General features: G+C 62.9%; 14 protein-coding genes. 9 read left to right on the forward strand and 5 right to left on the reverse strand.

Annotation, left to right across the window (positions count from 1 at the left end; translation table 11 throughout):
- Positions 1-19: 19 nt before the first annotated feature.
- Positions 20-673, reverse strand: a complete 654-nt coding sequence (locus C2R25_RS06660; RefSeq protein ID WP_103728400.1) for a 5'-methylthioadenosine/S-adenosylhomocysteine nucleosidase — start codon at positions 671-673, stop codon at positions 20-22.
- A gap of 118 nt (positions 674-791) precedes the next feature.
- Between C2R25_RS06660 and C2R25_RS06665 the strand changes: the two genes are divergently transcribed.
- From C2R25_RS06665 to C2R25_RS06680, 4 genes are all read left to right on the forward strand, one after another.
- Positions 792-1,184 carry a hypothetical protein gene (locus C2R25_RS06665; RefSeq protein WP_103728401.1) on the forward strand — a complete coding sequence of 131 codons (393 nt, stop codon included), beginning with the start codon at positions 792-794 and terminating at the stop codon, positions 1,182-1,184.
- A gap of 177 nt (positions 1,185-1,361) precedes the next feature.
- Positions 1,362-2,027 carry an ATP-dependent Clp endopeptidase proteolytic subunit ClpP gene (gene clpP, locus C2R25_RS06670; protein ID WP_103728402.1) on the forward strand — a complete coding sequence of 222 codons (666 nt, stop codon included), beginning with the start codon at positions 1,362-1,364 and terminating at the stop codon, positions 2,025-2,027.
- 121 nt (positions 2,028-2,148) lie between these two features.
- Positions 2,149-3,411, forward strand: coding sequence for an ATP-dependent Clp protease ATP-binding subunit ClpX (gene clpX, locus C2R25_RS06675; RefSeq protein ID WP_103728403.1), 1,263 nt, complete (start codon positions 2,149-2,151; stop codon positions 3,409-3,411).
- Between the two features lie 173 nt (positions 3,412-3,584).
- A complete protein-coding gene (locus C2R25_RS06680) occupies positions 3,585-4,439 on the forward strand; it encodes a VOC family protein (protein ID WP_103728404.1) in 855 nt (284 codons plus the stop codon).
- Here the strand turns inward: C2R25_RS06680 and C2R25_RS06685 are convergent.
- Complete coding sequence (locus C2R25_RS06685) at positions 4,436-5,383, reverse strand: cation diffusion facilitator family transporter (protein ID WP_103728405.1); 948 nt, start codon at positions 5,381-5,383, stop codon at positions 4,436-4,438. The two genes, C2R25_RS06680 and C2R25_RS06685, sit on opposite strands and share 4 nt — an antisense overlap.
- Before the next feature lie 351 nt (positions 5,384-5,734).
- Between C2R25_RS06685 and C2R25_RS06690 the strand changes: the two genes are divergently transcribed.
- Together C2R25_RS06690 and C2R25_RS06695 are read left to right on the forward strand one after the other, a co-directional pair.
- Positions 5,735-8,263 carry a TonB-dependent receptor gene (locus tag C2R25_RS06690; RefSeq protein ID WP_103728406.1) on the forward strand — a complete coding sequence of 843 codons (2,529 nt, stop codon included), beginning with the start codon at positions 5,735-5,737 and terminating at the stop codon, positions 8,261-8,263.
- Between the two features lie 153 nt (positions 8,264-8,416).
- Complete coding sequence (locus C2R25_RS06695; RefSeq protein WP_103728407.1) at positions 8,417-9,025, forward strand: carboxymuconolactone decarboxylase family protein; 609 nt, start codon at positions 8,417-8,419, stop codon at positions 9,023-9,025.
- Positions 9,026-9,033: 8 nt separating this feature from the next.
- Here the strand turns inward: C2R25_RS06695 and mtgA are convergent, their stop codons facing one another.
- From mtgA to C2R25_RS06710, 3 genes are all read right to left on the reverse strand, one after another.
- Positions 9,034-9,699: a monofunctional biosynthetic peptidoglycan transglycosylase gene (gene mtgA / locus C2R25_RS06700; protein ID WP_103728408.1), complete on the reverse strand. Its 666-nt coding sequence runs from the start codon at positions 9,697-9,699 to the stop codon at positions 9,034-9,036.
- A gap of 194 nt (positions 9,700-9,893) precedes the next feature.
- Positions 9,894-10,805, reverse strand: a complete 912-nt coding sequence (rpoH, locus tag C2R25_RS06705; protein WP_103728409.1) for an RNA polymerase sigma factor RpoH — start codon at positions 10,803-10,805, stop codon at positions 9,894-9,896.
- An 89-nt stretch (positions 10,806-10,894) separates the two neighbouring features.
- A complete protein-coding gene (locus tag C2R25_RS06710) occupies positions 10,895-11,836 on the reverse strand; it encodes an RluA family pseudouridine synthase (RefSeq protein WP_103728410.1) in 942 nt (313 codons plus the stop codon).
- 18 nt (positions 11,837-11,854) lie between these two features.
- Between C2R25_RS06710 and C2R25_RS06715 the strand changes: the two genes are divergently transcribed.
- Genes C2R25_RS06715 through C2R25_RS06725 form a run of 3 tightly spaced genes read left to right on the forward strand, consistent with a single transcriptional unit; the run spans position 11,855 to position 13,661 of the window.
- Positions 11,855-12,247 carry a Mov34/MPN/PAD-1 family protein gene (locus tag C2R25_RS06715; RefSeq protein ID WP_103728411.1) on the forward strand — a complete coding sequence of 131 codons (393 nt, stop codon included), beginning with the start codon at positions 11,855-11,857 and terminating at the stop codon, positions 12,245-12,247.
- Positions 12,248-12,289: 42 nt separating this feature from the next.
- The gene (locus C2R25_RS06720) at positions 12,290-12,931 is read left to right on the forward strand and encodes a histidine phosphotransferase family protein (RefSeq protein ID WP_103728412.1); all 642 of its coding nucleotides are present in this window, start codon (positions 12,290-12,292) and stop codon (positions 12,929-12,931) included.
- Between the two features lie 25 nt (positions 12,932-12,956).
- Entirely contained in the window at positions 12,957-13,661 is a 705-nt protein-coding gene (locus C2R25_RS06725) for an N-acetylmuramoyl-L-alanine amidase (RefSeq protein WP_103728413.1), read from the forward strand.

The following is a 13,661-nucleotide window of genomic DNA, read 5'->3' on the forward strand; positions in this document are numbered from 1 at the left end:
GTTCGCTCCCGCTGGCCGGTCACCATGGGGGCGGGGCGGAGCTCTCCCTCGGATCCGCGCCGGACAGCGCGGCGCCCAGGGCGTCCACGGCAATGGCGAGGCGTTCGTCGAGCGCCGCTAGAAGGTGAGTCCAGCCGGACAGGGCCTCAAGCTCGCCCGGACCGTCGGAGACGCCGCGCAGGCCGATCATCGGCACGCCGAAACGCTGGCATGCGCGCAAGACCGCGAACGTCTCCATGTCGACCAGATCTGCGTCGATCCGCGCGTAGTCCTCCCCGCCGACGATGTCGCCGCCCGTCGACAGCGAGGCGCGGGGGACGTCGGGCAGAAGTGCGGGAATCGCGATCACTGCCGGAATATCCGAGAAGGGCGTGACCCCTCTCGGGAAACCCAGGCGCGATGCGTCCATGTCCCGCCACGATACGCTGTCGACCTGGTACACGTCGCCCAGCGTGCACCGCCGCGACCCGGCCGAGCCCAACGAGACGACGAGGTCGGGGAGTTCACCCGTTGTCTGCAGCTGCTGGAGGCAGGCGGTGGTGCCGATTGCGGCTTCCACTGGACCGACGCCGGTGATCAGCGGGGTCATGCGCGCCTGCAGGTGGGCACCGTACTCGTGATCGGTGGCCATGATGAACAGCACGCGCTTGTCCGCAATGCGGGTGGGGGTCATCTCTTTGCTCCTGCAGGGCGCTCGCGGCCGAAGTGGCAGCGGCCATTACGTCAGGGGCATGGGGCACGGCAACCGGCGCAGGGTTGATCCGGGGCGCTTTCGGCACCAAGTCTGCGCCATGCAACCTCACACACGCTCGCTCATCGCCGCGTCGGCTTTCGCCGTGGTCACCGGACGCAAGGTCGCCGGCCTCTTTGATCACGCCCTGGGCGGCGACCGGCGCATTGCCGCCGAATGCCGTGACGGCCGTCTTCAGGGGATCGACGGCGATCGCGGCGCGAAGTTCGGGGGCACATTGCCCGAGATCTTCGACGCGGTGGACAAGGCCTTCATCTCGCTGGAGGAGGACGGGCAGGGCGTGAGGGGATACGACCGCGGATCGGCCACCTTCTACACAGCGCGCGTGGCGGACGGACTGGTGCAGGTCTACGATCACGGCGCCGACGCATGGTTCGCGTACGACGTCCAGGATCCGGACGCGGTCAGCGGTTACCACCGCGCTGCCGGGTAAGATTCCCGGGCTGGTCACGCGGGACCCGCCGTGACGGAGGTTGGCCGGGCAAACGCATCGCCGTGCATGGCTGCGGACCCGGTTCTCCCAAGCGCATTGCCGATCGATGGGTTAACCCCCTTGAACATCGCGGCAAGCCACGCGACATAGGCGAGGCAAATCGTAAAGAGGACTCTCATGCTCGACCTGTTCGGCGCCTCCAGTGCCCAAGGAAAGTTCACCACCGATCCCGTTACCGGCGCTCTCGTGCCGATGGTCGTCGAGCAGACCAGCCGCGGCGAGCGCTCCTTTGACATCTATTCGCGCCTGCTTCGCGAGCGCATCGTATTCGTGACCGGACAAGTCGAGGACCACATGGCCTCGCTGATCGTCGCTCAGCTGCTGTTCCTCGAATCGGAAAATCCCTCGAAGGATATTTCGATGTACATCAACTCGCCCGGCGGCGTGGTGACGGCCGGCATGGCGATCCACGACACCATGCAGTACATCAAGCCGCGCGTCTCGACCGTGTGCATCGGTCAGGCCGCGTCGATGGGCAGCTTCCTGCTGGCCGCCGGCGAGCCGGGCATGCGCATCGCGCTGCCGAACGCCCGCATCATGGTTCACCAGCCTTCGGGCGGTGCGCAGGGCATGGCCAGCGACATCGAGATCCAGGCGCGGGAAATCCTGCGGATGCGCAAGCGCCTGAACGATCTCTACGTGAAGTACACCGGCAAGTCTCTCGACGAGATCGAGAAGGCCATGGACCGTGACACTTTCCTCGAAGCCGAGGAAGCACTGGCCTTCGGTCTGGTCGACAAGGTGTTCGAAACCCGGCCCGATGCCGACAAGGCGGACGGATAACAGCTCGAAAGTGGGGCCGGCTCTTCATGCTATCGCAAGCAAAATGGCGGTAGAGTTGCAAAACCGGCTCCCCACAGAGTAGAGTCAGCGAGTCGCCTCGCATGGAGGCCTAAGACGGAAAATGACGAAATTGAGCGGATCTGACGCGAAAAGCACCCTTTACTGCAGCTTCTGCGGCAAGTCGCAGCACGAAGTGCGCAAGCTGATCGCGGGCCCAACGGTGTTCATCTGCGACGAGTGTGTCGAGCTTTGCAACGACATCATTCGTGAAGAGACGAAGGCCGGAATAGCGGGACGCAAGGACGGCGAAGTCGTCTCTCCCCGCGAAATCTGCGAGACGCTGAACGACTACGTGATCGGTCAGGAGCGTGCGAAGCGCGTCCTGTCGGTGGCTGTCCACAACCACTACAAGCGCCTCAAGCACAGCGGCAAGCAGGGCGACGTCGAACTTTCGAAGTCGAACATCCTGCTGGTTGGGCCGACCGGCTCGGGCAAGACTCTGCTCGCGCAGACCTTGGCCAAGACGTTCGACGTGCCCTTCACCATGGCGGACGCCACGACCCTCACCGAAGCGGGCTACGTGGGTGAGGACGTGGAGAACATCATCCTCAAGCTGCTCCAGGCTTCCGACTACAACGTCGAGAAGGCGCAGCAGGGCATCGTCTACATCGACGAGATCGACAAGATCAGCCGCAAGGCCGAAAACCCGTCGATCACGCGCGACGTGTCGGGCGAAGGCGTGCAGCAGGCGCTGCTCAAGCTGATGGAAGGCACCACCGCCTCCGTTCCCCCGCAGGGCGGACGCAAGCATCCGCAGCAGGAATTCCTGCAGGTGGACACGACGAACATCCTGTTCATCTGCGGCGGCGCTTTCGCAGGTCTGGAAAAGATCATCGCGGACCGTCTGCAGAAGCGTTCGATCGGTTTCGGCGCCCATGTCGCCGACCCGGACAAGCGCCGCGTTGGCGAACTGCTCCAGAAGGCGGAGCCCGAGGATCTTCTGAAGTTCGGTCTGATCCCCGAATTCGTCGGCCGTCTGCCGGTGATCGCGACCCTTAACGACCTCGACATCGAGGCGCTGGTCAAGATCCTCAAGGAACCGAAGAACGCGCTGATCAAGCAGTACGCCCGCCTGTTCGAACTTGAGGACGTGGAGCTCACCTTCACGGATGAGGCACTCGAGGCGATCGCCCAGAAGGCGATCGACCGCAAGACCGGTGCGCGCGGCCTGCGCTCGATCGTCGAAGGGCTGCTGCTCGACACCATGTTCGACCTGCCGACCGAGCGTGACATCGCCGAGGTCGTGGTTGACAAGGACGTGGTCGAAGGCCGCAAGGAACCGGTCCGGGTTCTCAAAGGCGACAAGGCGGAGGCCGCCGCCTGACGCCGCCGGCGTAAGCGACCTGATAAGACGTGAGGGCCCGGTCAGTTCGGCTGACCGGGCCTTTTCGCGTCCGAGGGATCGCTCCCGCGCGATATCGGTGCTGCATGCAAAGGCTGCCTTGGCACAGCCGGGGCGCTGCCACACTCTCTGCGCAAAGACACGGAGGGACAGATATGGCTGCACGCATCGCGGTGACCCGGGTGATCCACACCATCCACGCCGTCGCGGATATTCACGCCTGCCGCGCCCTTTACCAAGATGCGCTTGGGGGCCTCGTTTTCGCTGAAAACTACTTCCCTGCGGAGGACAGGGATGCAGCCTTGCTTTACGTGACAGATCACATGGTCGAACCCATGGCCGCCCGCCATCCCGACGATCTGGGCAAACCCTTCGCCCGGCAGTTTGCGCGCATCGGCGAATCCTTCCACTCCTTCGAGCTTAAGGTGGCCAACGGAAGGGAAGCGAGCGCTGCCTTCCGTGAGGCGGGCTGCACGGTCGCCAGCGACTATGGCGTGTTCTTCTTCGTGAAGCCCGAGTCCACGGGCGGGGTTCTTCTTGAAGTCTGTGAGCTGCCAATGCCGAACGACCCTTGGGACCGCGGGAACTGGAACCCTGCGGTCAGCGCCGGGCATCACGCGACGGTGAAGGGGCTGGATCATATTGCCTGCGTCACGAAGGATATCGACGCCGCGATCCGCTTCTTCACGGAAGTGATCGACGGCCATCTGCTTGAGGACGCGCGCACGACGTTGCCGCAGGCTGGCCGCCGCGTGCTTCTTCAGGTCGGCGATACCCGGGTGGCTTTCACGCAGCCGGACGAGGTCCGGGAGGGGGCGCTGGCGGCCTTTCTCCATAAGGAGCAGAATGGCATCTACGCGCTCGTGTGGCGAATCGCGGACGAGGACCAGGCGCGCCGCCACTTCGCGCAAAAGTTGTCCCTGCGCCTGACGGAGGAGGGGTGCGTGTCACAGGGCTTCGCCATCGAGCCGGCTGACTTCATGGGGGCGCGGCACGAATTCGTCGCCTAGACGGCCGCTTCGTTCTCCAGAGGACAGCCTCCCTGGTCATCGAATTCCACCTGAAGGGTGGAATGCGCGATGCCGAAGTCGTGCTCCAGCTGCTCTGCCACCCTGTGCAGGAAGCTGTTACCCGGTTGCCCCTGCGGCATTACGAGATGCGCGGTGAGAGCGGTTTCCGTCGTACTCATCGGCCAGATGTGAAGATCATGCACCCGCGTTACGCCGGGCTGACTTTCCAGCAGGGCGCGGACCTTGGCCGCGTCGATGCCTTCCGGGACGCCGAGCATCCCCATACGCAACGAATCGCGCAGCAGGCCCCAGCTCGACCACGCGATCACGGCAGTGATGATGAGCGATGTGACGGGATCGATGAGCGCCTCGCCGGTCCAGCGGATGAGCAGCCCGGCAACCACTACCCCCACGGAAACCAGCGCGTCCGCCATAAGATGCACGAAGGCGGCGCGCAGGTTGATGTCGGAGCGGGCGCCTTTCGCAAAGAGCAGCGCGGACAGACCGTTCACGGCGATGCCGATCCCGGCAACGATGACCATCGTGGTCCCGCCCACCGCTTCGGGAGAGGGGAGACGGCGAAGCGTCTCGACAAGAATGGCGCCGATCGCCACCCAGAGAAGCGCGGCGTTCGCAATTGCGGCAAGAATGGACGAACTCTTGAGCCCGTAGGTAAAGCGCTGCGAAGGAGGTCTGGCCGACAGTACGGATGCGGCCCAGGCGAGTGCGAGAGACAGCACATCGGACAGATTGTGCCCGGCATCCGCCACGAGGGCCATCGAACCACTGAAAAGCCCTGCCGCAAATTCCGCAATCACGAAGGTTACGTTGAGCGTCAGTGCGATGGCAAAGGCCGTCCCGGCATTGGCCGGCGGTGCATGGCTGTGCCCGTGGTGATGTCCGGCATGATGTCCGTGACTGTGATGATGATGTCCAGCGCCCATGATCGTTGACTGGCAGGCGGCGCCCGGTTCTTCAACTGTTCTTGAGCAAGAACTCCGACCGAGTAGCGGCACGGAAGTTTGGCAACCCACGGCCACCCGCATCTGTGGCATTTATGTCGCAGATATTCCTTAGGGCTGTTCCGCTAAGCGTCTGAAAACGCGCCCTTAATTCTCACCGCGTAAAAAGGTTCCCAGACGGGGTCATGAAATTTCCTAATGGCGCAGCTATTTGAATCCAAAATGTCAAAGAGTTGTCATATGGGGCTGCTCTTAGCAGCCGCAGCAAAACGCGGCCGGAAAAATTTCGTCGCACTCGAGACCACTCTAACCTGTAAAGCTCAGGGGCATTGCATGAAATTCACCTCACTCCTTTCGACGGCGACCAGCACGATTGCTGTCGGCGCCGCATTCCTCGCTGTCCCTGCAGTCGCGCAGTCGACCGGATCGGTTGACTTCGAGGAAGGAACTATTGTCGTTACCGGCCAAGCAAGCCGCAGTGTAGCAGGCGTTCAGGTACCCAACACGTCCAAGGCCAAGCAGGTCCTCACGGCGGAAATCATCCAGACGCAGGTTCCGGGTCAGACCGTGAACGATGTGATCAATCTGATGCCGGGCGTAAGCTTCCAGAACAATGACCCGTTCGGTTCGGCCGGCGGTACGCTGACGATCCGCGGCTTCGACGACACGCGTATCTCGCAGACTGTGGACGGCATTCCGCTGAACGACACGGGTGGTTATTCGCTGTACTCGAACCAGCAGCTCGACCCCGAGTTGATCGAGCAGGTTAACGTCAACCTGGGCACGACGGACGTTGACTCGCCGACCGCCGCTGCTTCGGGTTCGACCGTCAACATCCGCACCCGCAATCCGTTCGATGAATTCGGCGTCCGCTTCCTGGGTTCGGCCGGCGACTTCAACTTCTTCCGCATGTTCGGCGAAATCGACACCGGCGTCCTGAACTCGAGCGGCACGAAGGCATTCCTCTCGGCTTCTAAGGCAACCAATGATACCGTCTATGGCGGTATCGGGAAGATCGACAAGACCCAGTTCAACGCGAAGATCTACCAGCCGATCGGCGACAACGGTGACTTCGTCTCGATTGCTGGCCACTGGAACCGCAACCGCAACAACTTCTTTGGCTCGACCCCGCTGCGTCTGGACGCGAACCGTGTTGTCGGCCCAGATTCGAGCAACCGCTTCCCGCGCACGAAGGACGAGCGGTTCTATGAGGTCGCTCGCTGCCAGATCAATCCGGGCACCAACGGCGTCATTGATATCGATGGTTCCTCCAGCTGCGGTTCGCTGTACGACTACCGCTTCAACCCGTCTAACACCGGTAACCTGCGCATCAACTCGCGCTTTACACTCAGCGATAAGTTGACCCTGAACGTCGATCCAAGCCTGCAGTACACCAAGGCGAATGGCGGCGGCACGGTGGATGCACGGGAAGGCTTTTACACGCAGTCTGCAAACGCCACGCGTGGTGCGATCACTGCCGCTCAAGGTGTTTCCGGTTACATTGGCGGTAAGCCCTACTTCGGTGGTGTTGACCTGAACGGCGACGGTGACACGCTCGACACCGTGCGCGTTCTAGCACCCAGCAACACCGAAACATGGCGTATCGGCGTCATCGCTTCGCTGCGCTACGATATCGACGAATACAACCGTGTCCGCGTGGCCTACTCGTACGATCGTGGTCGTCACCGTCAAACCGGCGAAACCAGCCTTCTGCGTTCTAATGGTTTTGGACGTGACCTGTTTTCGGACAACGCGCTGGCCGACGCCGAGGGCAACGTGCTGCAAAAGCGTGACCGCCTGTCCTACGCTATCCTGCATCAGGTTTCGGGTGAGTACTCGGGCGACTACATGAACGACCGGGTGCACGTGAACGTTGGCATTCGTGCTCCGTTCTTCAAGCGCAACCTCACGAACTACTGTCTTGCCACCAGCGCGAGCGGCTTCGTTGACTGCTTCAGCACGAATAGCACGGATCAGGCGACCTACGCAGCCGCCAACCCGAGCTATAAGCTGCCGCAGCAGCGCATCCTGAACTACAGCAAGGTCCTGCCGACGGCTGGTGTCGTCTTCGACGCAACCGACAACGCCAGCCTGTTCTTCAACTACTCGAAGGGCCTGCAGGTTCCGGGTACGGATAACCTGTACCAGTCGTTCTGGTATGCGGAAGACACCGCCGGAGCCAACCCGGTTCCTGAAACCACTGACAACTTCGACCTTGGTGTCCGTTATACCTCCGGCATCATCCAGGCGTCGCTGACTGGCTGGTACACCCGTTACACCAACCGCCTTGCCTCGGCGTTCGATCGTGACCTTGACGTGACGATCTACCGTAACCTGGGTCGGGTGGACAAGTATGGCATCGACGGTAGCCTGGCCGTTCGCCCGGTTCCGGAGTTCAGCCTTTACCTCTTTGGTTCCTACCTGAAGTCGAAGATCAAGGAAAACGTCGAAATCGCCGATGGTGAGTTCGCGGAAACCAAGGGCAAGCGGGAAGCCGGCGCACCGGTCTTCACCTTGGGCGCCCGCGCGAGCGGCAACATCGGCCCGGTCGAACTCGGCGCGCAGGTCAAGCGGACCGGACCGCGCTACGTCAACGACCAGAACAAGGCGATCGTGATTGGCGGCGTCGAGGTCTATGGCAAGAAGACCCCCGCTTACACGCTGGTTGATCTGGACGCGAAGGTGAACCTCGACTTCATCGGTCTGGGTGAGCGCACGTTCCTGCAGCTCAACGTCGTCAACGTCTTCGACAAGCTTTACGTGGGCGGCTTCGACGGGGCCGGTACGTCGACCACCAGCGTGCCGAATGCCTTCATCGGCACTCCGCGCACGTTCATCGGTTCAATTAGCTTCGGCTTCTGATCCCAAACATCCGCTATCGGAACAGGGAAGGGGAGGGACCGTGAGGTTCCTCCCCTTTTTTCATGCCGCCCATCACTCGGGCGCTATCGGACGCCGTCGTGTTGCCTGTCGACCTTGCGCCGCTAGCCTGTGGTCAGGGACGGGAGAGCGAGCATGGCATGGGACCCGACGGCGCGTGAACGGCAGATCCTGGGAGCTGCGGAGCGGCTCTCTCCTGTGGGAGCGGATGCTCTGGATGAGCGGCATTTCCAGGCGATGGAGCAACTTCGGTTGTTGTACGGCCACCCCGAAACGGTCCCGCTCGCGTCCTTCTTCGCGAACCTGGCGCACAGTCCGGAGTTTTTCGCCGCGTACATTCAACTGGGCGTGACCATCTCGATGCACAGCGCCTTGCCGCGGCGCTTACGCGAGCTGGCGATCCTGCGCACCGCGTGGTTGACCGGCGCGCCCTACGCCTGGGGTGAGCATGTTCATGCCACGCAGGGCGGGCTGCTGTCGGAGCAGGATATCGCCGCCATCATCGAGGGCTCGCCTTCGATGGCGTGGGGCGATCTCGAACGGGCGGTCCTGCAAGCCGTGGAAGAGCTGCACGCCGATGCCCTGATCGGCGATGCGACATGGTCCGTGCTTGCGGGGCATCTGGAGGAAAGGCAGCTGGTGGAGCTCCTCATCCTCATCGGCCACTATGTGACCACCGCCTATCTTCAAAACAGCCTGCGAACCGCCCTGACCGCTCATGGCCGCGGCCTGTCGGCGCGCTGACGGTCCGCTTATTCGTACACGCAGGCGTCGTAGCCGTCGCGCTTGACGGTGGCGATACGGGCGGCGATGGTGTTGCCGTAGCGGCGCGTGAAACCCGCCGGGCTCTTCACGGCGCGAGTCTTCGGGCTGGGCAGGGCAGCCGCCATGCGACCTGCCTGGGTGGGCGTGAGCTGGGCGGCGGACTTGCCGAAGTATCGCTGCGCGCCCGCTTCCACGCCATAGGTCCCGATGCCGGTCTCTGCGACGTTGAGATAGACTTCCATGATCCGACGCTTGTCCCACAAGGTTTCGATCAGGAAGGTGAACCACACCTCCAGCCCTTTGCGCAGGTAGCGGGTCCAGCCTTCGCCCTGCCAGAGAAACACGTTCTTGGCTGTTTGCTGACTGATGGTGGAGCCGCCACGGATGCGGCCGCCTTTCGCGTTGCGCTCCATGGCCGCTTCGATCGCCTCGGTGTCGAAGCCGTTGTGGGAGCAGAACTTGCCGTCTTCGGCGGCGACCACCGCAGCAACCATGTTCCGGTCGATCCGGCTGAGCGGCACCCAGTCCTTGGTGATGCCGTTGCCGTCGATCAGCATCGTTACCGTGACGGGCGGCGGCACGAATCGATAGAGCACCGTAAGCCCCACGCTGATCGCGACGAACCAGACGATGATCTTGGCGAGAAGGCGCATGAAGGACGGGAACCCTGGCTGAGAAAAGAAGGCTCCCCCTCTAGTCCAAGTTCCCGGCCGGGCGCCAGCCCATCGCGCTGCCATTGGTTGCGCGGCGATGCGACGATGCGGCGTTCGGGCGAGGGCTTGAGGGCAATGAAAAAAGCCGGGTCGTCCTTGCGAACGGCCCGGCTTTCGACTGGGGTGTGCCTATATCAAAGCGCCGGCAGCAGCTTTCGGTCACCGGCAATGCGGTTCATTGCCTTCTGCAGCTTTTCGAAGGCGCGGACCTCGATCTGGCGGACGCGTTCGCGGCTGACCGAGTAGACCTGGCTGAGTTCCTCAAGAGTCTTGGGGTCGTCCGTCAGGCGGCGCTCGGTCAGGATGTCTCGCTCACGGTCGTTGAGCGAGCCCATGGCTTCGACCAGCATTTCGTGACGAACCGAAGCTTCCTCCGCGTCGGCGACGGTTTCGTCCTGGAGCGGGCGGTCATCCTGGAGGATGTCCATCCACTGGCCCTCGCCTTCCTCGCGCAGGGAGACGTTCAGCGATGCATCGCCGCCCATCATCATGCGCCGGTTCATATTGACGACTTCCTGCTCGGACACGCCCAGCGTGGTCGCGATCTTGGCGACGTCTTCCGGGTGAAGATCCGTGTCCTCGTAGGCATCGAGGTTCTTCTTCATGCGGCGCAGGTTGAAGAACAGCTTCTTCTGCGCCGCCGTCGTGCCCATCTTCACGAGGCTCCACGAGCGCAGGATGTACTCCTGGATCGATGCCTTGATCCACCACATGGCATATGTCGCGAGGCGGAAGCCCCTTTCGGGCTCGAACTTCTTGACGCCCTGCATCAGGCCGATGTTCCCTTCGGAAATCAGCTCCGACACGGGCAGGCCGTATCCACGGTAGCCCATCGCGATCTTCGCGACGAGACGCAGGTGGCTGGTCACGAGCTGGGCTGCGGCCGCTGGATCCTGATGTTCCGAATAGCGCTTGGCGAGCATGTATTCCTGCTCAGGAGCCAGCACCGGGAACTTGCGGATTTCGGACAGGTAGCGGTTGAGGCTCTGCTCACCACCCAGGGCCGGCACGCTCGGCAAGTTTCGTTGGTTGTTGCTCACGTTCATCCGTCCTTTCTAGGTCGGCACACGGTCAAAGACCCTTGAAGGCGTCTTAGCTTGTGGCCACCTGTTCACGATAGCACATAAATGCGATTTCAGTGTCGCAGTTCGTCGATCAATGTCCGCATATCGTCGGGCAGGGGGCTGACGAAGTGGACCCTTTCCCCAGAAACGGGGTGGACGAAGCCCAGTTCCGCAGCATGCAAGGCTTGTCGCGAAAAACCGAGCCTCTGGAGACTCGAGCGAAGGGGGGAAGGCGTTCGTCCATAGACAGGATCCCCTAATAGCGCATGGCCTATTGACGCCATGTGAACGCGCACCTGATGGGTCCGTCCGGTTTCGAGCCGACACTCCACCAAGGAGGAATGGCGGAGCGGTTCGAGAGTGCGGAAATGTGTCACCGCATGCTTGCCGCGGCCGTCGTCTACGAGAGCCATTTTCTTGCGATCGTGGACGGACCGGGCGATCGATCCGCGTACCGTGCCGCTTGCCGGCACCGGACGTCCGCCGACGATCGCCTGATAGGCCCGCTCGATGGAATGATCGGCGAACTGCACCGCAAGGCCCTCGTGCGCCTTGTCCGTCTTCGCGACGACCAGCAGGCCGGAGGTGTCCTTGTCGATGCGGTGAACGATGCCGGGCCGGGCGACGCCGCCTATTCCCGACAGTTGGCCCCGGCAATGGTGAAGCAGTGCGTTTACGAGCGTTCCGTCGAGATTGCCCGCAGCCGGGTGGACGACGAGTCCGGCCGGCTTGTCGACGATGACGAGATGGTCATCCTCGAACACGATGGCCAGCGGGATGTCCTGCGCGATCGCTTCGGCGGGCAGGGCCTCCGGCACGGCGATGGCGAAAGGCACGCCAGCCTCGATCTTGAGGGACGCCTGCTTCACGGGCTTTCCGGCAAGCGTAACCCGACCCTCGCTCATCAAGGCCTTCACGCGCTCCCGGGAAAGGCCGCTGGCCTCCGCCAGAGCCTTGTCGATGCGGCCGCCGGTCGCGACTTCGCCTTCTATGATGTTTGCGATGACCCCCATTGCCGATAGGATTTGGGGATGATCCTTGAAGTGACAAGTGCCGTCATCATGAAACTGCGCGAAGACGCGTCTCGCGCCGCGCCTGAGGAATGCTGCGGACTGCTGCTGGGGCGGCACGGGCGAATAGAACAGGCGCAGGAAGCGGCGAACATCGCTCCCGACCCGCGCCGCCGCTTCGAGATCGACCCCGCAGCCTTGTTCGCAGCGTTCAAGGCGGCCCGCGGCGAGGGCGCGCAGGTGCTCGGATACTACCACTCCCACCCGACGGGCGATGCAAGGCCCTCCGCTACGGACAGGGAACATTCCACCGGGGATTCGCGCATCTGGGCGATCATCGCGGATAGCGAGGTTGCTTTCTGGCGCGATAACGCCAATGGATTCGCGTCCCAGCCATTTCGCATCGTGCAGTAAGCGAGGCGATAGCCCAAGTAGTACGGAAAGCAGCTGAAACCCATGACCACGAGTTCAATCGAACTTGCCAGCCTCCTGTGTTCGCGCCTGTGCCACGACATGCTTAGCCCGGTCGGCGCGCTCACCAATGGTCTTGAACTGCTCGCCGATGAGAAGGACCCGGAGATGCGGCAGCGCTGCTTCGAGCTTCTCGATCAAAGCGCGCGTATTTCCACGGACAAGCTGCGGTTCTTCCGCCTTGCGTTCGGCGCCGCCGGTGGCTTTGGCGAAATGGTCGCGGTGAGCGAGGCGAAGGTCCTCGTCGATGCGCTGGTCGCAAACAACCCGCGCGTGACCCTGGCCTGGGCGCTGCCGAGCGATTCGATGCCCAAGGCGGCCATTAAGACACTTCTCAATTTCGCGCTGATCGGCCTTGAAGCGCTGCCGCGCGGCGGCACGCTGGAAATAGCGGCTGAATACCGCGACGATCACAGTGAGCTTGTGGTGCGTGCCGCCGGGCCACGTATCGCTTTCGACCGCACGATCGGCAGTGCTCTTGAAGGGACTTTGCCGGAAGGGGAGCTGTCGAGCCGGACGGCGCCTGCCGCGATGCTGTGCCAGCTTGCGCGCGAGCTGAAGGGGCAGTTGCAGTACGTGCTTGCGGAAGACGCGCTGGTGCTGGGCGCCATGCTGCCAAGGGCCTGAACACACTTCCGCGGAGAGGAGCGCGATGAACCGCTGGCTGGTCAACCGGACCGTGGCGTCTCCCAACTGGAACGAGCGCAAGCTGCCGGTCAGCATGATGGTGCTGCACTACACCGGCATGAACTCGGCCGACGAAGCGCTTTCGCGCATGTGTGACCCGGCCGCGGAAGTCTCGGCCCACTACATGATCGATGAGGAGGGCTGCGTCACCGCGCTCGTCCCCGAGGACAAGCGGGCCTGGCATGCGGGGCGCTCCTACTGGCGCGGCGAGACCGACATCAATTCGGCGAGTGTGGGGATCGAACTTGTCAATCCGGGGCACGATCGGGGCTATCGGCCTTTTCCCGAGCCGCAGATGGCCGCGCTCCTGCCCTTGCTGGCAAGCATCATGAAGCGCCACGACATTCCCCGGGCGAACGTCGTCGGCCACTCGGACATCGCGCCCTCCCGCAAGCAGGATCCGGGTGAGCTCTTCGACTGGGACAGGCTTGCGGAACTGCGGCTGGCGCTGGCTACGCCGAGGGCCCGGATGAACCTGTTCTATGACAACCCCGGCGCCTTCTACCTCGCGCTGGAGCGCTTTGGCTACGACATCACCGATGGCCGTGCGGCGGTTACCGCGTTCCAGCGGCGGTGGCGGCCGGCGATCATCGACGGGCAGATCGATGGGGAAATCGGCGGCATCCTCTTCGAACTTCTGTTGGAGCGCGACACCGGCCGTGCTAGGTGA

This window comes from Novosphingobium sp. HII-3, from assembly GCF_002916655.1.
Classification (GTDB): Bacteria; Pseudomonadota; Alphaproteobacteria; order Sphingomonadales; family Sphingomonadaceae; genus Novosphingobium; species Novosphingobium panipatense.